The 21,354-nt window shown below is 60.5% G+C and carries 18 protein-coding genes and 1 pseudogene; 8 read left to right on the top strand and 11 right to left on the bottom strand.

Going from position 1 to position 21,354, the window contains the following annotated elements:
- Window positions 1-142: 142 nt before the first annotated feature.
- Window positions 143-2,920: a DNA gyrase subunit A gene (gene gyrA, locus QRN50_RS05960; protein ID WP_003314654.1), complete on the bottom strand. Its 2,778-nt coding sequence runs from the start codon at window positions 2,918-2,920 to the stop codon at window positions 143-145.
- 304 nt (window positions 2,921-3,224) lie between these two features.
- Window positions 3,225-4,301, bottom strand: coding sequence for an S-methyl-5-thioribose-1-phosphate isomerase (gene mtnA / locus QRN50_RS05955; protein ID WP_003404235.1), 1,077 nt, complete (start codon window positions 4,299-4,301; stop codon window positions 3,225-3,227).
- Window positions 4,302-4,421: 120 nt separating this feature from the next.
- On the opposite strand from mtnA, the gene QRN50_RS05950 reads away from it, so the two are divergent.
- From QRN50_RS05950 to QRN50_RS05930, 5 genes are all read left to right on the top strand, one after another.
- The gene (locus QRN50_RS05950; protein ID WP_024638883.1) at window positions 4,422-5,753 is read left to right on the top strand and encodes a TRZ/ATZ family hydrolase; all 1,332 of its coding nucleotides are present in this window, start codon (window positions 4,422-4,424) and stop codon (window positions 5,751-5,753) included.
- A gap of 85 nt (window positions 5,754-5,838) precedes the next feature.
- Window positions 5,839-6,537 (top strand): bifunctional 2-polyprenyl-6-hydroxyphenol methylase/3-demethylubiquinol 3-O-methyltransferase UbiG, encoded by a 699-nt coding sequence (gene ubiG, locus QRN50_RS05945; RefSeq protein ID WP_003369710.1) that lies wholly within the window; start codon window positions 5,839-5,841, stop codon window positions 6,535-6,537.
- A 3-nt stretch (window positions 6,538-6,540) separates the two neighbouring features.
- Window positions 6,541-7,212, top strand: a complete 672-nt coding sequence (mupP, locus tag QRN50_RS05940; protein ID WP_024640835.1) for an N-acetylmuramic acid 6-phosphate phosphatase MupP — start codon at window positions 6,541-6,543, stop codon at window positions 7,210-7,212.
- 12 nt (window positions 7,213-7,224) lie between these two features.
- The gene (locus QRN50_RS05935; protein ID WP_024652843.1) at window positions 7,225-7,965 is read left to right on the top strand and encodes a YciK family oxidoreductase; all 741 of its coding nucleotides are present in this window, start codon (window positions 7,225-7,227) and stop codon (window positions 7,963-7,965) included.
- Between the two features lie 207 nt (window positions 7,966-8,172).
- Window positions 8,173-9,099, top strand: a complete 927-nt coding sequence (locus tag QRN50_RS05930) for a GGDEF domain-containing protein (RefSeq protein WP_024638880.1) — start codon at window positions 8,173-8,175, stop codon at window positions 9,097-9,099.
- A 27-nt stretch (window positions 9,100-9,126) separates the two neighbouring features.
- Here QRN50_RS05930 and QRN50_RS05925 read toward each other — a convergent pair whose 3' ends face one another.
- From QRN50_RS05925 to QRN50_RS05895, 7 genes are all read right to left on the bottom strand, one after another.
- Window positions 9,127-9,909 carry an iron-containing redox enzyme family protein gene (locus tag QRN50_RS05925; RefSeq protein ID WP_024652842.1) on the bottom strand — a complete coding sequence of 261 codons (783 nt, stop codon included), beginning with the start codon at window positions 9,907-9,909 and terminating at the stop codon, window positions 9,127-9,129.
- 31 nt (window positions 9,910-9,940) lie between these two features.
- The gene (locus QRN50_RS05920) at window positions 9,941-12,403 is read right to left on the bottom strand and encodes an EAL domain-containing protein (RefSeq protein ID WP_011268569.1); all 2,463 of its coding nucleotides are present in this window, start codon (window positions 12,401-12,403) and stop codon (window positions 9,941-9,943) included.
- Between the two features lie 123 nt (window positions 12,404-12,526).
- Window positions 12,527-14,353, bottom strand: a complete 1,827-nt coding sequence (locus QRN50_RS05915) for an ABC transporter ATP-binding protein (protein WP_011268570.1) — start codon at window positions 14,351-14,353, stop codon at window positions 12,527-12,529.
- Window positions 14,346-14,978 (bottom strand): DsbA family protein, encoded by a 633-nt coding sequence (locus tag QRN50_RS05910; RefSeq protein ID WP_003404247.1) that lies wholly within the window; start codon window positions 14,976-14,978, stop codon window positions 14,346-14,348. The genes QRN50_RS05915 and QRN50_RS05910 overlap by 8 nt, the downstream gene beginning before the upstream one ends.
- Before the next feature lie 3 nt (window positions 14,979-14,981).
- Window positions 14,982-15,920, bottom strand: a complete 939-nt coding sequence (trhO, locus tag QRN50_RS05905; protein WP_032607335.1) for an oxygen-dependent tRNA uridine(34) hydroxylase TrhO — start codon at window positions 15,918-15,920, stop codon at window positions 14,982-14,984.
- A gap of 188 nt (window positions 15,921-16,108) precedes the next feature.
- A complete protein-coding gene (locus QRN50_RS05900) occupies window positions 16,109-16,402 on the bottom strand; it encodes a BolA family protein (protein ID WP_096127230.1) in 294 nt (97 codons plus the stop codon).
- Between the two features lie 15 nt (window positions 16,403-16,417).
- The gene (locus tag QRN50_RS05895; RefSeq protein ID WP_003314637.1) at window positions 16,418-16,945 is read right to left on the bottom strand and encodes a DUF2059 domain-containing protein; all 528 of its coding nucleotides are present in this window, start codon (window positions 16,943-16,945) and stop codon (window positions 16,418-16,420) included.
- 169 nt (window positions 16,946-17,114) lie between these two features.
- On the opposite strand from QRN50_RS05895, the gene QRN50_RS05890 reads away from it, so the two are divergent.
- Together QRN50_RS05890 and QRN50_RS05885 are read left to right on the top strand one after the other, a co-directional pair.
- Window positions 17,115-18,509 (top strand): class II fumarate hydratase, encoded by a 1,395-nt coding sequence (locus QRN50_RS05890; protein WP_096127229.1) that lies wholly within the window; start codon window positions 17,115-17,117, stop codon window positions 18,507-18,509.
- Window positions 18,502-19,116 (top strand): annotated as a pseudogene (locus QRN50_RS05885) (NAD(P)H-dependent oxidoreductase). Before QRN50_RS05890 ends, QRN50_RS05885 begins: the two are co-directional and overlap by 8 nt.
- Before the next feature lie 20 nt (window positions 19,117-19,136).
- On the opposite strand, the gene QRN50_RS05880 reads toward QRN50_RS05885, so the two are convergent.
- Both QRN50_RS05880 and QRN50_RS05875 read right to left on the bottom strand, forming a co-directional pair.
- A complete protein-coding gene (locus tag QRN50_RS05880) occupies window positions 19,137-20,096 on the bottom strand; it encodes a DMT family transporter (protein WP_096127228.1) in 960 nt (319 codons plus the stop codon).
- A gap of 100 nt (window positions 20,097-20,196) precedes the next feature.
- Complete coding sequence (locus QRN50_RS05875) at window positions 20,197-20,796, bottom strand: tRNA-uridine aminocarboxypropyltransferase (RefSeq protein ID WP_096127227.1); 600 nt, start codon at window positions 20,794-20,796, stop codon at window positions 20,197-20,199.
- 225 nt (window positions 20,797-21,021) lie between these two features.
- On the opposite strand from QRN50_RS05875, the gene QRN50_RS05870 reads away from it, so the two are divergent.
- Window positions 21,022-21,324 (top strand): hypothetical protein, encoded by a 303-nt coding sequence (locus QRN50_RS05870; protein ID WP_024640840.1) that lies wholly within the window; start codon window positions 21,022-21,024, stop codon window positions 21,322-21,324.
- Window positions 21,325-21,354 lie beyond the last annotated feature (30 nt).

Raw genomic sequence — 21,354 nt, 5'->3', positions numbered from 1 at the left:
GACAGACGCCGCAGCGACTGGCAGCTCCTTGCGGGAATCTTGATCCGGCCGCCGGGCTGGCCGAATGCCGCAAGGGCTGGACTTGCCTGGAATGCAGATGCATGCACAGACGAGCCAGCCCTTACCTGATTTACGTTAGCGCTTAGTTCTGTGGTTCGTCTTCGTCTGACGCAGCATCCGCCTGCAGGTCTTCACCGGCATCGTCCACTTCAGCGGCATCGACGATCACGCCGTCGACAAGCTCACCCTCAAGCTCTTCGCCTTCGACTTCCGACGGCTCCTGAACACGCTCCAGACCAACCAGCTTCTCGTCGCTGGCCAGCTTGATCAGGGTAACGCCCTGGGTGTTACGACCCAGACTGGACACTTCACCAACGCGGGTACGAACCAGCGTGCCCTGGTCGGAAATCAGCATGATTTCTTCGCCATCAAGCACCTGAACCGCGCCGACCAGACGGCCGTTACGCTCGTTGCTGACCATGGCGATAACACCCTGACCACCACGCTTGTACTCGGGGAACTCGGAAATCGCCGTACGCTTGCCGTAGCCGCGCTCGGAAGCGGTCAGAATCTGGCTGCCTTCTTCCGGGATCAGCATCGAAATCAGCTTTTGCCCTTCTGGCAGACGCATACCACGAACACCGCGAGCGGTACGGCCCATGGCGCGTACGTCGGATTCCTTGAAGCGGGTCACCTTGCCACCGTCGGAGAACAGCATGATTTCCTGCTCGCCATCGGTAATGGCTGCAGAGATCAGGATGTCGCCCTCGTCCAGTTCAAGGGCGATGAGGCCCGAGCTGCGCTGACGGCTGAATGCAACCAGCGGGGTCTTCTTGACGGTACCGTTGGCGGTGGACATGAAGATGAACGGCGCCTTCTTCTTGTCTGCAGCCTTGATACGGGCCTTGCGCTCTTCTTCGGTCTCGCTGCTGTTTTCCGCGTCGTCCAGCTCGCCTTCCAGGGCCTCGCCTTCTTCATCGGCACGCTTGCGCATGGCTTCGAGGTCGACCGGCAGCATGGTGGTGATGTATTCGCCGTCGCTCAACGGCAACAGGTTGACCAGCGGACGACCACGAGCAGCGCGGGACGCTTCCGGAATCTCGTAGGTCTTGAGCCAGTAGACCTTGCCCTTGCTGGAGAACATCAGCAGCGTGGTGTGGCTGTTGGCGACCAGCAGGTGAGCGATGTAGTCCTCATCCTTGATGCCGGTGGCCGACTTGCCCTTGCCGCCGCGGCGCTGAGCCTGATAGACCGCCAATGGCTGAGTCTTGGCATAACCGCCGTGGGAAATGGTGACCACACGCTCTTCTTCGGTGATCAGGTCACCCAGCGTCAGGTCCAGGCGCGCATCGAGAATTTCGGTGCGACGGGCATCGCCGTATTCGGAGCGGATCAGTTCCAGTTCTTCGCGGATCACTTCCATCAGGCGCGTTGCGCTGTTGAGGATGCGGATCAGCTCGCCGATCTGGTTGAGGATTTCCTGGTACTCGCCCAGCAGCTTCTCGTGCTCCAGACCGGTCAGGCGGTGCAGACGCAATTCCAGAATGGCCTGAGCCTGTTCCGGCGACAGGAAATATTTGCCTTCACGCAGACCGTATTGCGGATCGAGGTTCTCGGGGCGGCACGAATCGGCACCGGCACGCTCGACCATCTCGACCACTGCGCTCGACTCCCAAGGCGTCTTGATCAGCGCTTCCTTGGCTTCGGCAGGTGTCGGAGAGGCCTTGATGAGGGCGATGACCGGGTCGATGTTGGACAGCGCAACAGCCTGACCCTCAAGGATATGGCCACGCTCGCGCGCCTTGCGCAGTTCGAACACGGTACGGCGGGTCACCACTTCGCGGCGATGACGAACGAAGGCTTCCAGCAGGTCCTTGAGGTTCAGGATGCGCGGACGACCGTCGATCAGGGCAACGATGTTGATACCGAAAACGCTTTGCAGCTGGGTCTGGGCATAAAGGTTGTTGAGGATGACCTCAGGCACTTCGCCACGACGTAGCTCGATGACCACGCGCATACCGTCCTTGTCGGACTCGTCGCGCAGCTCGGTGATGCCTTCGAGTTTCTTTTCCTTGACCAGCTCGGCGATCTTCTCGATCAGACGTGCCTTGTTCAGCTGGTAAGGCAACTCGGTGATGACGATCTGCTGGCGACCGCCAACCTTGTCGATGTCTTCGACGATGGAGCGGGCACGCATGTAAATGCGTCCGCGGCCCGTGCGATAGGCTTCGATGATGCCGGCGCGACCGTTGATGATTGCCGCAGTCGGGAAATCCGGGCCGGGGATGTATTGCATCAACTCGTCGACCGTCAACTCGGGGTTGTCGATCAGCGCCAGGCAACCGTCGATGACTTCACCGAGGTTGTGCGGCGGAATGTTGGTCGCCATGCCCACGGCGATACCGCTGGAACCGTTGACCAGCAGATTGGGAATACGGGTCGGCATGACCGCCGGGATCATCTCGGTGCCGTCGTAGTTCGGCACCCAGTCCACGGTTTCCTTGTGCAGGTCGGCCAGCAGCTCGTGCGCCAGCTTGGTCATGCGCACTTCGGTGTATCGCATGGCGGCGGCGTTGTCGCCGTCGACCGAACCGAAGTTGCCCTGACCGTCTACCAGCAGGTAGCGCAGCGAGAATGGCTGAGCCATACGAACGATGGTGTCGTACACGGCGGTGTCGCCGTGCGGGTGATACTTACCGATCACGTCACCAACCACACGGGCGGATTTCTTGTACGGCTTGTTCCAGTCGTTACCCAGCTCGCTCATTGCGAACAACACGCGCCGGTGCACGGGCTTCAAGCCGTCGCGTGCATCGGGCAGTGCGCGACCGACGATTACGCTCATCGCGTAGTCGAGGTAGGACTGCTTCAGCTCGTCTTCGATATTGACCGGGAGGATTTCTTTGGCCAGTTCGCCCATGAGAAGCCTGATTCCTTTTTCTGGTGAAACCTCGCAAACCCATTCGGGGTATACGAAGCTCGCCGCTGCCAGCATGTGCGGGGCAGCGACTTACGACAAATCAACGAGTTATGCCATGAATCTACGCAGCGTGGGCGACCACAATCAGTGTCCCCGATAACCGCCGGATATTACCACAATCGCCGAGGCGCTCACATCCTTTGCAGGCGCTGAAAGCGAGCCGCAGACGCATAACACGCCTGAGAAACGCTTACAGGCCCGTCCAGCCGCATTGCACAACGGCGAAGGGTCGGGCCTGTCAGCCTCAGTGAAGGTGTTTACGGCTCATCAATTGAGCCATGCGCGCGGTATCGGGACGCTCGACAATGCCCTTTTCAGTCACGATGGCGTCGATCAGGTCTGCCGGCGTCACATCGAACACCGGGTTGAAAGCCTCGACCTCGGCGCCGACTCGCTGACCGCCTACTTCAAGCAGTTCGCGACCGTCACGCTCTTCGATGACGATGTCGTCGCCACTGGCCATTTCCATGTCGATGGTCGAACTCGGCGCGACCACCATGAAGCGCACCCCGTGGTGCATGGCGGCAACGGCGAGCTGATAGGTACCGATCTTGTTCGCCACATCACCGTTGGCGGTGATGCGGTCGGCACCGACGATGACCCAGGTGATGCCCTTGGTACGCATCAGGTGCGCCGCGGCGGAATCTGCGTTCAGGGTCACCGGGATGCCCTCGTTGGCCAGCTCCCAGGCGGTCAGACGCGAGCCCTGCAGCCAAGGCCGGGTTTCGTCGGCGTAGACCCGCTCGATCATGCCTTCCAGATGCGCCGCGCGAATCACCCCCAGCGCCGTGCCAAAGCCCCCAGTGGCCAGCGCCCCGGTATTGCAGTGGGTGAGCACCGTCTGCAGATTGCCCTGGTGCTTGCGGATCAGGTCGGCGCCCAGCTGCGCCATGGTCAGATTGGCCTCGCGGTCGCTCAGGTGAATCGCCACGGCTTCGGCCTCGAGGGCTGCCAGTGGGTCATCGCCATCCTTGACGCGCATCAGCCGATCACGCATCCGGTTCAGCGCCCAGAACAGGTTCACTGCGGTCGGGCGCGAATCGGCCAGCAACTGCATGTCCTCTTCCAGCGCCGGATACCAGTCTGCACCCTGCGCGATACGCGCACGTGCGGCCAGCACAGCACCATAAGCGGCACTGATGCCGATAGCTGGCGCCCCGCGCACGACCATCGTGCGAATCGCTTCGGCGACTCCCTCGGCGGTGGTATAGCGGTGCCAGACTTCCTCGAACGGCAGTACCCGCTGGTCCAGCAGGTACAGAGCGTCGTCCCGCCAATCGATGGCCTTAACTTTCTCCGCAGCCAACAGTCGATCGCGCATCGCCAACTCCATCTTGAACATCCGAAACCCAGCATCAAAAGCCGCTGATTATAGCGAGCCGCCTGCGAAGACGCTCGGGTATACTTCGTCATCAACGTAATAAACGATGGAAACCTTCTCATGCCGAACGCTACAGCACCGCTCGACCTTTTGCTCCTGCCCGCCTGGCTGGTGCCGGTCGAGCCCGCAGGCGTCGTGCTCAAGGACCACGGCATCGGCATTCGCGATGGCTGTATCGTCTATATCGGTCCACGTGCCGAAGCGCTGCGGCAGAACGCCGTGCAGGTGCAGGAACTGCCCGGCATGCTGCTCAGCCCCGGCCTGATCAACGCCCACGGCCATGCGGCGATGACCCTGTTTCGCGGGCTGGCCGACGATCTGCCGCTGATGACCTGGCTGCAGGACCACATCTGGCCTGCCGAAGGCAAGTGGGTCGATGAAGACTTCGTGCGTGACGGCACCGATCTGGCCATCGCCGAGCAGCTCAAGGGCGGCATCACGTGTTTTTCCGACATGTATTTCTACCCCAAGGTGGCCGCCGAACGCGTCCATGCCAGCGGCATGCGCGCGCAGATCACCGTCCCGGTGCTGGATTTTCCGATTCCAGGTGCCCACACCACGGCTGAAGCCCTGCACAACGGCATCGAACTGTTCAACGACCTCGTTCACCATCCTCGCATCAAGATCGCCTTCGGCCCGCATGCGCCCTATACCGTGAGCGATGAGAACCTGGAGAAGGTCCGGGTGATCGCCGACGAGCTGGACGCCACGATCCAGATGCACGTGCACGAGACCGCATTTGAAGTCGAGCAGGCTGTCGAGCAGCGCCAGGAGCGCCCCCTCGCCCGCCTCAACCGGCTGGGCATGCTCGGGCCGCGCTTCCAGGCCGTGCACATGACGCAGATCAGCGACGACGATCTGGCCCTGCTGGTGGAAAGCAACACCAACGTCATTCATTGCCCGGAATCCAATCTCAAACTGGCCAGCGGTTTCTGCCCGGTCGAACGACTGTGGCAGGCGGGTGTGAACGTTGCGGTAGGCACCGACGGTGCCGCCAGCAACAATGACCTGGACCTGCTCGGCGAAACCCGCACCGCCGCCTTGCTGGCCAAGGCTGTCGCCGGCTCGGCCACGGCGCTGGATGCACACCGCGCGCTGCGCATGGCAACGCTCAATGGCGCTCGCGCCCTGGGTATTCAGGCCGAAACCGGCTCGCTGGAGATCGGCAAGGCGGCGGACATGGTCGCTTTCGACCTGTCGGGCTTGGCCCAGCAACCGATTTACGACCCGGTGTCGCAGCTTATATATGCCACTGGCCGCGATTGCGTGAGTCATGTCTGGGTGGCCGGCAAGCAATTGCTCGACGCTCGCCGGCTGACCCGCATGGATGAGCCCGCACTGCGCGACACCGCGATTGCGTGGGGCCAGCGTATTTCCGGTAAAGCCGAATAATTCGATTCGGACCGAACACATGTCAGTCAGGCTTATCTATAAGCCTGACTGACGAAAAAGAATTTTGAGTTCAAGAGGGACACCCATGAGCAACGTCGACCGCGCAGAAATCGCCAAATTCGAGGCCCTGGCCCATCGCTGGTGGGACCGCGAAAGCGAATTCAAGCCGCTGCATGACATCAACCCGCTGCGCGTCAACTGGATCGACGAGCGCGTCGGTCTGGCGGGCAAGAAAGTGCTGGACGTCGGTTGCGGCGGCGGCATCCTCAGCGAGGCGATGGCCCTGCGCGGCGCAACGGTGACCGGCATCGACATGGGCGAAGCGCCGCTGGCAGTCGCACAGCTGCACCAGCTCGAATCGGGTGTCAGCGTCGAGTACCGGCAGATCACTGCCGAGGACATGGCCGAAGAAATGCCCGAGCAGTACGATGTGGTGACTTGCCTGGAAATGCTCGAGCACGTGCCGGACCCATCCTCGGTGATCCGCGCCTGCTACCGCATGGTCAAGCCTGGCGGTCAGGTATTCTTCTCGACCATCAACCGTAATCCGAAAGCCTATCTGTTCGCTGTGGTCGGCGCCGAATACATCCTCAACCTGCTGCCGCGCGGCACCCACGACTTCAAGAAATTCATCCGCCCTTCCGAGCTGGGCGCCTGGAGCCGTGACGCCGGCCTGCAGGTCAAGGACGTCATCGGCCTGACCTACAACCCGCTGACCAAGCATTACAAGTTGACCTCCGATGTCGGCGTCAACTACATGATCCAGACCCTTCGGGAGGCATGACAGATGCGCCTGAGAGCGGTTTTATTCGACATGGACGGCACTCTGCTCGACACCGCACCGGACTTCATCGCCATTGCCCAGGCGATGCTTGCCGATCGCAACCTGCCGGCGGTGCCGGACAAACTGATCCGCGACGAAGTTTCCGGCGGCGCCAGAGCCATGGTCGCGGCCACCTTTGCGATCTCCCCCGGAGATCCACAATTCGAGGCGTTGCGTCTGGAGTTTCTGGAACGCTATCAGCGTGACTGCGCTGTCCATAGCAAACTGTTCGACGGCATGGACGAATTGCTCGCCGACATCGAGAAGGCCGGCCTGATCTGGGGGGTGGTGACCAACAAGCCGGTGCGCTTCGCTCAGCCCATCATGGAGCGGCTCGGCCTGGCGGAACGCTCGGCGCTGCTGATCTGCCCTGATCACGTCACACACAGCAAGCCACACCCGGAACCGATGATCCTGGCCTGCCGGATGCTCGACCTGGACCCGGCCAGCGTTCTGTTCGTAGGCGACGATCTGCGCGACATCGAGTCCGGGCGCGACGCCGGCACAAAAACCGCCGCCGTGCGCTACGGCTACATCCATCCCGACGACAATCCCGATCACTGGGGTGCCGACGTGGTGGTCGATCATCCGCTGGAATTGCGCAAGGTGCTGGATAACGCACTGTGCAGCTGCTAAACGAGGCTTTACATGTTTGATTACTCCGCGCACCCGGAACTGCTCAAGGGCCGGATCATTCTGGTCACCGGTGCCGCTCGCGGCATCGGTGCCGCAGCCGCCAAAGCCTACGCAGCACATGGCGCCACCGTCTTGCTGCTGGGCAGGACCGACGCCAGCCTGGCTCAGGTTCATGACGAGATAAAGGCAGCAGGTCAGTTGCCGCCACTGGTCATACCCTTCGATCTGCAAAGCGCCGACCCGGCGCAGTACCACGCGCTGGCGGCCATGATCGAGCGCACAGTCGGCCGTCTAGACGGGCTGCTGCATAACGCCTCGATCATCGGCCCGCGTACCTCGGTGGAACACCTGCCCGGCGAAGACTTCATGCAGGTCATGCACGTCAACGTCAACGCCACCTTCATGCTCACCCAGGCACTGCTGCCGCTGCTTCAGCGTTCGGCGGATGCGTCGATAGCCTTCACCTCCAGCAGCGTAGGTCGCAAGGGGCGCGCACAATGGGGCGCTTACGGCGTGTCGAAGTTTGCCACCGAAGGCCTGATGCAAACCCTCGCTGACGAGCTGGAGGGCGTCAGCACGGTCCGCGCCAACAGCATCAACCCTGGCGCAACCCGCACAGGCATGCGCGCGCAGGCCTATCCGGATGAAAATCCGCAGGACAATCCGGCGCCTGAAGAGATCATGCCGGTCTATCTGTACCTGATGGGGCCGGACAGCAAAGGCATCAATGGGCAGGCATTGAATGCCCAGTGACAGGGACAGGCTGCTGTGACGAAAAACCGTCACAACGGCCGTTCAAAACGGCTTTTTAAGTCAAGGAATTGCCGATTTTTCGCCACTGTCAGAGAGATGGCGTCAGCTAAACCACTGATTTTAATAAGTCTGGCCAAAAATGAACCGAATGGCACCACGTCCCCTCTAACCCAGCCAAGCCAGCAATATGTGCTGAGGAGCGAAGAGATGAATTTTCCTACCCAGACCCATGCAATCGACTTCGATACGGCTGAACTGCAACGCCTCGGGTTTAGAAATCGACCTGACGCCGTGCTTCCACCCCCGTCACTGCCCGAGCTGATCTACCAGCTTGGGCGACAATTGCAGACCAGTCTGGAAGCCGAGCGGATACTGACCCTGTTTTTTCAGGGTGTACAACGCTTCCTGCCATTGAGCGGTCTGATGTATCGACATATCGAAAGCGACTTGCAGCTGCGTCTGGGCGAGATGTCATCCGACAGCGCCAGTTTTCACCTGCGTCATGAAGGCAAATGCATCGGCGAACTGGAGTTTCAAGGCGCCAGGCCATTCGACACGCGGCAATTGAGCGACCTTGAATCGCTGCTGGTCTGCCTGGTGTACCCGCTGCTGAATGCGCTGCTGTACCGCATTGCCACGCAAACTGCCCTGCGTGATCCGCTGACCAGCACTGGCAACCGCATCGCCATGGATCAGGGCCTGGCCCGAGAAATCGAAATTTCACGGCGCCACAAGCAACCGCTGTCACTGCTGATGCTGGATATCGACCACTTCAAGAAAGTGAATGATGAATACGGTCATCATACCGGCGACGATGTGCTGAAAACCGTTGCGCAGAGCCTGAAGGCGCAACTGCGCAATATTGATCGGGTGTTCCGCTATGGCGGTGAAGAGTTCGTGGTGATTCTGTCCAACACCGGCGCCGACTCTGCCGAACTGATTGGTCAGCGTCTGTGCCAGGCGGTGCGCAATCTCGAGTTTCGCGAACTCAGCCCGGCGTTGACCATGACCGTGAGCCTGGGTTGCTCGACACTGCTGCCGACGGAAACAGCCGACAGCCTGCTGCGCCGTGCCGATAATGCGCTGTACGTCGCCAAACGCGAAGGCCGTAACCGTATCGCCATGGCCAGCTAGCCCTCTCTCCCGCCTTTTCGCCCGCCCCTACGCCTCCAGCGCGGCAACACGTCCTCGCGGCTTGACCCTGTCCAGTTGCATGCAACGCTCAAGAAACAGGTACATGTAGTCGTAGCTTTTGGTAACGGCCTGACGCAGCTCGGTCTGCAATTGCACACTCGGCTTGTTGCCCACCAATGTACAAATGATCTCGAGCGCCTCCCAAGGGTGAGCGTCGTCGTATTGCGCATGCATCTTGAGCCACTTCATGGCCTTCTTGCGGGTCTCTTCAGGAAACGCTTCAGCATACGCACCAGTGGAACAGACCACGGCCGACCATTCGCCCGTCGCCCCTTCAATAGCGTAGTTGGTAGCCGCCATCGCCACGGCCAGCGAATCCGACGAGCTGGTCTGCCAGCACCAGTGGCTCAGCGCGTGCAACTCGGGCGCTACCCGCTGATCGTGCAAGTCCTCAAGCGTCACATCATGCGCCGCACACCAGTTGACCCAGTAGTCGGCATGATTGAGTTCGACGCGAATATTGCGCATCAGCCAGCGGCGCGCCATGTCTTCACCCGGGTGACGACCGAAACGGGTCTTGGTGAGGTTCTTGGCCATGTACACCGCGAATTGTTCGACGACTGGCCATCCGCCGATCAGGTAGTGGCGCATGATCTGCGGACTCAGCGTCGCGTCACGCATCTGCTGGTACAACTCGTGCTCGACCACCCGTGCTTTTGCAGCGCTGCAATCCTTGATCAACTGCTGCGCCCAGGCCGGATAACTGCTGGCTTCCATGAGCGGACCGGTTCTATCGAAAGCATCGATCACTGGGGTATCTCCTTATGAGGGTTTCAACTGATTAACGTAGCGTTCCTGGCGCGCCGAACATCAGGGGGTCAGGCCGTACGGGCTGAATATAAAGACTCTCGCAAGTGAACAATTCAGGGCGGGAAATCAGATAGCCTTGTGCAAAATCCACGCCCATTTCCTGCAACGCAGATTCGATCTGCGGCGTTTCAACGTATTCAGCAATAGTGCGCTTGCCCATGACATGACCGATATTATTGATCACCTCGACCATAGCCTTGTTGATCGGGTTGTCGAGCATGTCCTTTACAAAACTGCCATCGATCTTCAGGAAATCCACCGGCAAGTGCTTGAGATAGGCAAAAGACGACATACCCGAGCAGAAATCATCAAGGGAAAACTGACACCCCAATGCCTTCAACTCGTTAATGAATCTGATCGCACTTTGCAGGTCGGCAATCGCACTGGTCTCGGTGATCTCGAAGCAGATCATCCCGGGCGATACGTCAAACGTCTTGAACTGCTGTTTCAGGTATTCGAGGAACGTATCATCCCCGATACTCGATCCAGACAAATTTATAGCACATAGTGCCTGCGGCACCTGATGCCGATCATCACTCTGGCACTGGGCAATGACTTTGAACACATTGTGCACCACCCAGCGATCGAGGGTGGTCATGAGGCCGTAGCGTTCGGCGGCCGGAATGAAATTGTCCGGTACGACCATTCGTCCAGACTCGTCGCGCAGGCGCAAGAGGATCTCAATGTGTCGTACTTCGCCCACTTCGCCCTTTATTGAGGCGATTTCCTGCGCATAAAGGCAAAAGCGATTCTCGTCCATTGCCATGTGCAGCCGCTGTATCCAGGCCATCTCGCCGAAACGCATCGACAGCGTCAGGTCATCCACACTGTAGGCCTGGACTCGGTTGCGACCTCTTTCCTTGGCCATATAACAGGCCATGTCTGCAGCAGACAATGATCCTTCCAGAGACGCAGGTGTATCGCCGAGGTGTACCAAGCCAATACTGACGGTAGTCATGAATGGCCGACCTTTCCACATGAAATGCAGACGCTGCACCACTTCGCGCAACGCCTCGGCCATATCGAGCGCCGTTTCGGCAGGACAATCGACCAGCAACACACCGAACTCGTCGCCTCCCAGCCGGGCCAGCGTATCCCCGTCACGCAAGCCCTGCGGCAAGGCCCGGCACAGCTGGCGCAGCAGTTCATCACCCGCCGCATGACCACCGGTATCATTGACCAGCTTGAACTGGTCCAGATCGAGAAACATCAGGCAATGGCTCCGGCCCTGACCGCAGTCTTCGTCGAGCACTCGCTGCAAACGGCGTTCGAACTCGCTGCGGTTGACCAGGCCGGTCAGAGGATCATGGGCAGCCTGCCACGACAGATCGGCGATGTACTGCTGCTCCTGGGTCATGTCATGCAGCACCAGCACCGCGCCACTGATCACGCCTTCGGTGTAGATCGGCGTGCCGACCAGCGCGACCGACACCGTGCTGCCATCAAGGCGCTGGATCAGCTTGCTGTTGGCGCTGCCACCCTTGAGCTTGCCGGTGATGATCTGCTCGACCAGCGTTGACTGGTCCTTCTGATCGTTTTCATCCAGCAGATTGAACAGCGCAGCCAGCGGAAGCCCGCTGGCCTGAGTGCCTTTCCAGTGGGTGAGGCCCTCGGCGGCCGGGTTCATGTAGACGATGGCGCCGGCCACATCGATGGTGATCACCCCGTCGCCGATGGACTCCAGCGTGATCTGCGCCCGCTCCTTCTCCAGTTGCAGGGCGTCGGCAAACACGCGGCGCTGGACGATCAGACGGCGCACCCGCAGCAGTGCCAGAAGAATCAATACCACGGCGGTGATCAGATTGACCGCTATCAACAGGTTGAGGATCAGCCTTGAGCCTTCGCCCAGCGCATCACTGAACGCACGCGCAGCAGGCGTGACGCCCTCATTGATGACATTGATCTGCTCGCGCCATTGATCGACCTCGGCGGCGCTCACAGCACCCTGACCGACCCGGTCGTGGATGTGCCGGGCAAGTTCGTCGAGCTGCATGAGGTAGCCATCACCCACTTCCCAGAAATGAATGGCCTGTTTCATGAAACTGAAGTTGTGGAAGTTCAGGTACATCCAGATGATGCCATTCACATCATCCGGGTGATTGCCGCCCTGAATGATTCCGCCTCTGGCATCCGCCAGGGACGGGATGGGCTGATCGAGCGCCTTGCGCAGCGCATGGCCGCCCTGAGGTACGGAAAAGGCTTTTTGATACTTGAGGTAGTCACGCTCATCATGCCGGTTGGCGTACAGGCTCAGGTAGTGGATAGCGTCCTTCTGCCCCTTGGACCAGAGACTCTCCCCCGCCACATAGCTGCGCACGGCAGACATGGTGTAGAGACTGACGCATCCCAGCAACGCCTGAAACAGCGCGACGGCAATGAAAGGCCATACGATGCCCAACAGACGGGGCTTGGAGAAGGTCCATGGTTGCTTCATGGGTTTCACGTCACCACATGCCTGAATAAACGTCTAGCGCAGAGACTAGGCTAAATTCGCCCATGATGGCAGGTGAATCTCCCGCAATCGAGCCAACCTGTGCGCTGATCAAGGCTTGGCACATCAGATTTGTTGTAAATGTCCGTACAGTTTTGCGTACAGACCTCCATCGGCAATCAACTGCTGATGGTCACCGTCCTCCGCAATACGCCCGCCATCAAATACCAGTACCCGGTCAGCCTGCTTCACGGCCGACAGGCGGTGGGCAATGATCAACGTCGTGCGGCTGCGCAGAAAACGTGCGAGTGCCTGATGCAGGTTGTACTCGGTGGCAGCGTCCAGCGCCGAGGTGGCCTCATCGAGGATCACCACCTTGGGGTCGGACAGGACCATGCGCGCGATTGCCATGCGCTGGCGCTGGCCACCCGACATTCTGACTCCGGAGCGTCCGACCACGCTGTCCAGACCCTGTGGCAGATCGCGGATCGCGGAATCGAGTTGCGCAACTTCCAGTGCACGCCAGCAGGCTTCATCGCTGCAGTCGCGGCCCATGGTCAGGTTGGCGCGTACGGTGTCGTTGAACAGGGCCGGATGCTGCAGTACCACGGCGACGTTCTCGCGCACGGTCTCCAGGCCGATATCCTGCTGGCTGACGCCGCCAAAACGGATCACGCCGGTGCGCGCCGTATAGAGTCCCAGCAGCAACTGCACCAAGGTGCTCTTGCCACCCCCGCTGGCACCGACGATGGCGACTTTTTCTCCCGGCGCGATGTTCAGGTTCAACTGGTCCAGCACCAGGTCTTCGCCATAGCCAAAGGTCAGGCCACGGACCTCGACCCCTACGGTTTCCTTGCCCTCGAACGGGTCGGTGCCGCCGGCATATTGCGGCTCGTCGGCGCGCGCCAGCAACTCGTTGATGCGCGTCAGCGCCCCGCCTGCCGCGTAGTAGGCGTATTGCAGGTTCAGCAGTTGCTCAACCGGCGTCATCATGAACCACAGGTAACTGAACACCGCGAGCATCTGCCCGATGGACAGGTCTGAGAACAGCACGGTAAGCATTGCCGCGGCGCGAAAGATATCGATACCGAACTGGAACAGCAGCCCGCTGGCACGGCCCGAGGCGTCGCTTTTCCACTGTGAATTGATTGCGTAGTCACGCACTTCCTGCGCGCGTACGCCCAGGCGTCCCAGAAAGAAGCCTTGTCTGTTCCCGGCCCGGACTTCCTGAATCGCATCCAGCGTTTCGCTCAGTGCCTGGGTAAACCGCGACGTACTGTCGTTCTCCAGCTTCTTGAGGTGCTTGACGCGCTTGCCCAGTTTCACCGTGAGCAGGATGACCAGCGGGTTGAACAGCATGATCAGCAGCGCCAGTTTCCAGTGCATCCACATCAGAATGCCTGCAGTGCCGGCCAGGGTCAGCGTGGCCACCAGCAGGCGGCTGAGGGTTTCACCGACGAACTTGTCCAGCGTATCCAGATCGGTCACCAGATGCGTGGTCACCGTACCGCTGCCCAGGCTTTCGTATTCACGCAGGGAAATGCGCTTGAGCCGCTCGATCAGCCGCAGCCGGATACGATAGACGATGTCCTTGGCCAGCCCGGCGAACAGCCGCGCCTGCAACACATTGAACACCAGCGCCCCGACCCGCAGCACCAGCGTCAACGACAGCATCAGGCCAATGTAGCCCGCTGCCTTTTGCCAGTTGCCAGGTAGCAGGTGATCCATGACCTTGAGCGCAGCATCGCCACGGCCCAGCAACACCTCGTCGACCAGCAACGGCAGCAGCAACGGGATAGGCACACTGCACAGCGTGGCCAGCACCGCGACACCGTTGGCCAGCCACAAGGATTTTTTATGCCGCAAGGCAAGACGACGGATCTCGGCCCAGCTCAATGCGTCGCTGCGTGTGGCGTGCGGCTGTCGGGCAGCCTCAGGCACTTCATCATGCACTGGCTGCACGCTCCAGCCATCGACCCAGCAAGGGCGAAAGGCTGCTCAATGGCTGATAACCGTTGGTCAGCAGCGCCAGCTGACCGTTGCGCTCTGCCAGCAGGGTCGGGAAGCCGGCAATCCCCAGATCCTGTGCCCAGGCGAAATCGGCGGCGGTGGCCGCCTGGCGCTGCGGACTTTCGAACTCATCGGCAAATGCCTGACGCGACAGCCCTGTCTGCTCCGCGAGCTCAGCCAGCACCGACGGACGCGTCACGTCACGGGCCTCGTTGTAGAACGCCCGCTGGATGAGCCCGACCAGTTCCCAGGCGCGGTCCGGGTCCAGCTGCCGTGCCGCAGTGACGGCAAGGCAGGCAGGCGTAGTGTCGTAGACAAACCCTTCCGGCAGCGCCCCTTCGCGAAGAAACGGCTGGCCGGTAGCCTCTTCGACCGCCTGCCAGTGCTCAAGAATGTAACGACGCTTGGCAGGCTCCAGCGCAGCACCTTCAGAGCGCAGACCGCCCATGACCAGATGCAGCGGCACGCCCGCCGCCCGAGCCTGTTGCACCAGCGCGTCGGCAACCGGAGCAAAGCCCCAGCACCAGGAGCACATCGGGTCCATGACATAGATCAGGCGGGCAGACATGGCTCAGGCCTCGGAGGGTAAACGATAGTTGCGACCGATCGGATGCGGCTGATTACGTGCCTTGGCCAGTTCGATCTGCTTTTGCCGGTCGATGGCGCTGCGACGCGTCTTCTCGCTCAGCGAATCCCAGCAATGCGGGCAACTGACGCCAGGCGAGTAATGCTCGCTGGCGCGGTCCTCGGCACTGATGGGCGTGCGGCAAGCGTGACACTGATCATAATCGCCTTCGGTCAGGTCGTGGCGCACCGTGACCCGATTGTCGAACACGAAACACTCGCCGCGCCAGTGACTTTCCTGCTCGGGGACTTCTTCCAGATACTTGAGAATGCCGCCCTTGAGGTGATAGACCTCTTCGAAGCCCTCGCCGAGCATGTAGCTCGAGGCTTTTTCGCAACGGATGCCACCGGTGCAGAACATGGCGACTTTCTTGTGCACTGCCGGGTCGAAATGCGCCTTGATGTATTCCGGAAACTCTCGAAACGACGTGGTCTTCGGATCGATGGCGCCCTCGAAGGTGCCGATCGACACTTCGTAATCGTTGCGGGTATCGATCAGCAGCACTTCAGGATCGCTGATCAGGTCGTTCCAGTCCTTGGGCTCGACGTACGTACCGACGCTCTTGTTCGGGTCGACGCCTTCGACGCCAAGGGTCACGATCTCTTTCTTGAGCTTGACCTTGGTGCGATAGAACGGCTGCTCGTCGCAGTAGGATTCCTTATGGTCGATATCGATCAGGCGCGGGTCGCTCTTCAACCACGCCATCAGGCCATCGATGCCTTCGCGACTGCCGGACACCGTACCGTTGATGCCCTCGTCGGCAATCAACAGCGTGCCCTTGATGCCGTTGTCGACCATCGCCTGCAACAGCGGCTCGCGCAGTTCCACGTAATCGCTGAGGGTGACGAACTTGTACAGCGCAGCCACGACGATCGGCTGAGTCATCGGCTCTTGAGTCATGTATCTCTCCAGTGGCGACCCTCGCAAAGGGCCTACCGGGTAAAAAAATGCGGACCAAAAAAGCGCACCGGCCAGGCGGCGCGGTGCGGATTCTAGCAAAAACCGGAGTGCAGCAGACAGCTCGGCGGGGCAATCGCCCCCGGCAAGGGGGCCGGATCAGTAAAAAGCCCTGATCAATGCCCGCCGGCGCAGGTCGGTGAAGCAGGCGCTGTACCGACCTTCGACCATTCTTCAGACGTGTAGGTGTGCAACGCCAGTGCATGAAACTCGCCCATGAGCGGGCCCAGCGTGGCGTAAACCTTCTGGTGCCGCTTGACCGAGTTCAGGCCCTGAAACTGGTCACTGACCAGAACCGCCTTGTAATGGGTCTGCTGACCACGACTGTGCATATGACTCTCATCGAGTACTTGCAGGTGGTGCGGTTGCAGCAGCGCAAGCGCCGACTCGATTCGTTGTTGCATGGTCATGATGGAAATCGCCTGTCAGGGCTTTTTGGCCGGAGCCGGAGCAGCTGCCTTGGCAGGTTCCAGTTCGGCAGTCATGTCAGCCAGCAACTTGTTGACCACCGGAACAGCGCTTTCCAGCTTGCTCTGGGTCAGCTGGGCCGACTGCTGAGCCAGCTCAGGCATCTTGGTCATCACTTTCTTGCCCAGTGGCGACTGGTAGAACGCGACCAGATCCTTCAGCTCGCTTTCGGTGAAGTTGGCGGTGTACAGCTTGACCATCTCGGGCTTGAGCTTGTTCCAGCCAATGGCTTGGTCCAGAGCGGTGTTGGCCTTGGCCTGATAGGTTTCAAGCAGGGCTTTTTTCGACGCAGGTGCCTTGGTTTCAGCAAAACGCTGAGCGAACATCTGCTGAACCTGAGCGTAGACCGGAGCGCCCAGGCGATCGGCGTTGGCAAGCTTCAGGAACGTTTCGGCGCTCGCGTTGTGACTGGCGGTGTCGGCGAAGACCTGGCCGCTGGCACAGACCAGGGCTACCGCGGTACAAATGGCACGAAGACGGGTCATCGAGTTTCCTTATCTAGCAAACGAGGCATTACCCCAGGGCCGACCATTCTGCGCTTATCTGGGCTTTTGGCTCAACCCCCGGTTCACCCAGCGGTTAAAAAGCACTGCGCGGGAACCCTGTGGGCATATGGACACCTAACCCTGCAACGCACTTAAAGGAGTAAGACCAGTGAGCCGCACCGAAACCGATAGCATTGGCCCGATCGAAGTCCCCGAAGATGCCTACTGGGGCGCGCAGACCCAACGCTCACTGATCAATTTTGCGATTGGCAACCAGCGAATGCCGCTGCCCGTCCTGCACGCACTGACCCTGATCAAGAAAGCTGCCGCACGGGTCAACGATCGAAATGGCGACTTGCCTGCCGACATCGCCCGCCTGATCGAACAGGCCGCCGACGAAGTGCTCGACGGTCAACATGACGCGCAATTTCCGCTGGTGGTCTGGCAGACCGGCAGTGGCACGCAGAGCAACATGAACGTCAACGAGGTGATCGCAGGCCGCGCCAACGAACTGGCTGGCCAGGGGCGTGGCGGCAAGTCGCCGGTTCACCCCAACGATCATGTCAATCGCTCGCAAAGCTCCAACGACTGCTTCCCGACGGCCATGCACATTGCCACTGCCCAGGCGGTCAAGGCGCAGCTGCTGCCGGCCATCGCCGAACTGTCCAGCGGGCTGGCTGAACAGGCCGCGCGGCACATGAAGCTGGTCAAGACCGGGCGCACACACATGATGGACGCGACGCCGATCACCTTCGGCCAGGAGCTGTCCGGGTTTGTCGCGCAACTCGATTACGCGGAAAAAGCCATTCGCGCCGCCCTGCCCGCCGTCTATGAGCTGGCTCAGGGCGGGACGGCAGTCGGCACCGGGCTCAATGCGCCCAAGGGCTTTGCCGAGGCCATTGCCGCAGAACTGGCCGCTCTCTCAGGCCTGCCATTCGTTACCGCACCCAACAAGTTCGCCGCGCTGGCCGGTCACGAGCCACTTGCAGCGCTGTCCGGCGCACTGAAGACGCTGGCCGGCACACTGATGAAGATTGCTAACGACCTGCGTCTGCTGGGCTCAGGCCCGCGTGCCGGTCTGGCAGAAGTCAGACTGCCTGCCAACGAGCCCGGCAGTTCGATCATGCCCGGCAAGGTCAACCCGACCCAGTGCGAGGCCTTGTCGATGCTCGCCTGCCAGGTCATGGGCAACGACGTGACCATCGGTTTCGCCGCCAGTCAGGGCCACCTGCAACTGAACGTGTACAAGCCGGTGATCATCCATAACGTTCTGCAGTCGATTCGCCTGCTGGCCGACGGCTGCAGCAATTTCAACGAGCACTGCATCGCGGGCATGGAGCCGGATGGCGAAAAAATGGCCGAACACCTGGAGCGCGGCCTGATGCTGGTCACCGCACTCAATCCGCATATCGGCTATGACAAGTCGGCGCAGATTGCCAAGAAAGCCTACACCGAAGGTCTGACCCTGCGCGAAGCGGCATTGGCGCTGGGTTACCTGACCGATGAAGAGTTCGATGCCTGGGTGCGGCCGGACAAAATGCTCGAGGCAGGCAGTAATGGCTGATGCCAGAAGCGGCGCAACGCCACTGGAAGGCAATGGCAAACGAATCCTGATGGTCTACGGCACGCCGAAGGCCATCAGTTTCTGCCACGCCCTGGGTGACGCCTACGCGTAAACGGCGCGTGGCGAAGGGCATGTGGTGCGGGTCATCAAGCTGGGCGAACTGGACTTCGATCCGATTCTGCATAACGGCTACGATCAGACTCAGACACTTGAGCCCGACCTGCTCGAAGCCCAGCGCCAGATTCACTGGGCCGAGCACCTGGTCTTCGTTTATCCGGTCTGGTGGGGCGGCTTGCCGGCGTTGTTGACGGGCTTTTTCGACCGGGTGTTGACGCCCGGTTTTGCGTTCAAGGTCCACGGCCGCAAGCACTCATCCAATGAACTGCTTCGCGGCCGGACAGCTGAGCTGCTGGTCGCCATGGACACGCCGCCGCGCTACTTTCACTGGATCTACGGCGCGCCGGCTCACCGCCAGATGGTAAGGACCATACTCGGCTTTTGCGGGATAAAGACCAAACGTCTGACCGAGTTTGCTCCGGTACACAGCGCCAGCGAACAGCAGCGCCAGGAATGGATTATTCAGGCGCAGGGGCTGGGCAGACGCTGATCTGCCCCGCCACCCGCACCTCAGGCCTGCGCCAGCCGGGCCTTGCGTGCCCTGAGGCCGGCGACCAGTGAAGGGCCAAGCGCAGTCAGCGCCGACCCGGCCACCACCAGCAGCGCACCGCCGTAACCCAGCATGTTCAACTCTTCAGCCTGCACGTAATCCGGCCACAGCCACGCGGCCACAGCCACGGCGGTCAGCGTCACCAATGGCGTCAGCGCAAGCGTCGCACTGACCCGCGAGGCCTCCCAGTGCGCCAGCGCCTCGGCAAAGGCGCCGTAGGCCACCAGCGTGTTCAGGCAGCAGGCCAGCAGCAGCCAGCCTTGCAACGGGCTCAACAGCAATGCCTCGGCAGGATGCGCCCACGGCGTCAGCAACAGGGCGCAAAACAGGTAGATGACCATCATCACCTGCAGCGAATTCCATACTGTCAGAAGCTGCTTCTGACTCAGCCCGTAGAACGTCCAGATGGTCGAGGCCAGGAGCACCACCAGCACACCCAGGGTGTAGTCGCCCAACGAGGTGAAAAGCTCCACCAGACGCTGATTGAAAAAGAACCCGAAGCCCACCAGCAGTACCATCAGGCCGATGCCCTGCCCCAGACTGAAACGCTCCTTGAACAGAAAGATGCTGCTGATCAGCAGAAAAATCGGACCGACCTGAACCAGCAATTGCGTGGTGCCCGGGCTCAGCAGGCGCAAGCCGATGAGGTACAACACATAGTTGCCGACCAGACCGAACACCGCCAGCCCGACCAGCACCCTGCCCTTGCGCCCCAGCATTTTGAAGCTGGGCAGGCGCCCGACCGACGCCAGCCAGATGAACAACAGCGCACCGGATACCGCCAGGCGAAACCAGGTCACGGTCACCGGATCCATCACCTGCAGCACCTGCTTGAGCTTGATCGGCAAAATGCCCCACAGCAGTGCGGTCAACAGTGACAGGCAGAGGCCATAGACCCAACGACCAGACGAAATGTGCATTGCAACTTCCGCAAGAGATAGAACAGAACACCCATTCTAGGCGCTGATCGGCAAAGCAACAGTTACAGCTGGATGCAGTTAACGGCGCGAATTGTGTTCCTTACCCCTGGCCGCCGTGGTTGCGCTGGTAGGTCTCACGGCCCATGGCCTGAATCTGACCTTCGATCAACGCATCGAACGGCTTGAGCAACGCCTCGAACGAGGCAGGTGCTTCCAGCGTCTGCAAGGTGTGCACGATGGCCTCGAGCGTCGACAAGGCCTCAGGGCCCGGCGCCTTGCGCAAGCGATAACGCGAAACAGGCGCGGCGCCCGGCGTCACCCTTGGCAGCTCGGCGAGCAAAGGGTTGAGGTGCAGCAATTTGCGCGCCTTGCGCCAGGTGCCATCCGGCACGACCAGCAGCATGGGCAGCGAATCCTGTGCATAAGAAGTCAGCGTCTGCGCAGTCTCCCCCGGAAACAGCAATCGCGCTTGATAGCCAGGCGGATTCAAAAGCGCTTGCAGATCGTCGAACACTTCGCCCACCAACAATTGCGCATTGACCAGACCGAGCGAGGCCAGTCGGGCGGTGTTCAAGGCATGACCGACTTCATCCGGATGCTGCAGGATCAACACCCGCGTGCGGCTGTCCAGCTGCGGAATCAGGGCGCACAGACAATGCGTGGCAGGACGCAGGCAACGTTCACAACGGGCACGGGACATCGATGGGTACTCGGTCAATCTCACATGGTCAAAAAGGCTGCGCTGCGCGACGAATCAGCGTTGCCGCAAACCGCCTGTCGAACAGCCGTGCATTTTAAACAAATCAGCACCGCAACGGCGCGGCAATCCACAGCTGCAAGGGCGATTTGAGCTAGCCTCATGGGTCTGGGCTGGAGAAATGAAGTACGCCTGCTGTATCTGACAAGATCCACATCAGGGGCTTTCATGAATCGCGAAGAGATCAGGCAAAAGGTGTTCGACGCCCTAGGCATCATTCTAGTGGACAAGAGCGCCATTCAGGATGACGCCACCTTCGTCGATCTGACCCTTGATGACGATGATATCGAGCTGTTTTTCCTCGCGCTGGAGGAAGCCTTCGATTTCACCCTCCCTGAAGCCATCAGGAGACAGGCAATCGCCAGACCAGAGCAGTTTGCGCTGCACAGGATCATCGAGCTGATTTTTTTATTGCAGGAGGCGAAAAAGGGATCGGCAAAGCCGGGGGAAGAGACAGGACACCAGCATTGAACGCCAGCCCTTGTATCGGGACGCCCTGCG

The sequence above is a fragment of the Pseudomonas sp. MEJ108 genome (assembly GCF_030208985.1).
GTDB classification, from domain to species: Bacteria; Pseudomonadota; Gammaproteobacteria; order Pseudomonadales; family Pseudomonadaceae; genus Aquipseudomonas; species Aquipseudomonas fragariae.
This window is presented reverse-complemented; position numbering and strand designations above follow the sequence as displayed.